The 1,047-nt window shown below is 58.5% G+C and carries 1 protein-coding gene; it reads left to right on the top strand.

Annotated elements, in window-relative coordinates; all coding sequences use genetic code 11:
- On the top strand, positions 1 to 1,047 hold a 1,047-nt coding region (locus BKN05_RS12500; RefSeq protein ID WP_286688786.1), incomplete at both ends, for a CCA tRNA nucleotidyltransferase.

The following is a 1,047-nucleotide window of genomic DNA, read 5'->3' as shown; positions in this document are numbered from 1 at the left end:
TCTTAGCAGGATTGGTGCAGCGTTTTGATGCTGCCGGTTATCAGCTGTTTTTGGTTGGCGGTTCGGTCCGCGATGCCATGCTGTCACGTCTGGGCCATGATCTCGATTTCACTACCGATGCCCGCCCGGAGGTTGTGAAGCCAATCTTGGATGAGTGGGCTGAGACCGTCTGGGACACCGGCATCGCGTTTGGCACGGTTTCTGCTGTGAAAAAGGGCGAACAGATTGAGCTGACGACGTTTCGTTCCGATGCCTACGATGGTGATTCCCGTAATCCCGTCGTGGAGTTTGGTGACACCCTCGATGGTGATCTGATCCGCCGCGATTTCAAGGTCAATGCCATGGCCGTGGAATTAACTCTTGCCGACGACGACCCGAACGTGATCACTGGCCGGTTCCATGACCCGGTGGGTGGTTTCGCCGACATGGTCGCTGGGGTGTTGGACACGCCGGATTCCCCGGAGATTTCTTTCCGCGATGATCCGCTGCGCATGTTGCGTGCTGCGCGGTTTGTGTCCCAGTTGGAACTGCGCATTGCCGACCGGGTGCGCGCGGCGATGCGGGACATGGCCGGTGAGATTAAGCGTATTACTGCCGAGCGCGTGCAGGTGGAACTAGACAAGCTGATGGCGGGGGCCAACCCGGTGGCTGGCATCGAAGTGCTGGTGGAGACAGGATTGGCCGAGCACATTCTGCCGGAGATCCCCGCGCTGGCGATGGAACCAGACGAGCACCTGCAACACAAAGATGTGTACAAGCACTCGTTGACCGTGTTGCAGCAGGCAATTGATCTCGAGGATGACGAGCATTCGCCGGATCTGGTGCTGCGTTGGGCGGCGTTGCTCCATGACATCGGCAAGCCAGCCACGCGCGCGAAAAAGCCGGGCGGTGGGGTGAGTTTCCATCACCACGAGGTGGTCGGCGCGAAAATGACGCGGAAGCGGTTGCGGAAGCTGAAGTATCCGAAGGCCGTGATTGAAGACATCGCGAATTTGGTGTTTTTGCATATGCGTTTCCACGGCTTCAGCGAGGGTGAGTGGACTGATT

Origin of the sequence: Corynebacterium sp. S5S1 (assembly GCF_001913985.1) — a bacterium.
In the GTDB taxonomy this organism is placed as follows: Bacteria; Actinomycetota; Actinomycetes; order Mycobacteriales; family Mycobacteriaceae; genus Corynebacterium; species Corynebacterium marquesiae.
This window is presented reverse-complemented; position numbering and strand designations above follow the sequence as displayed.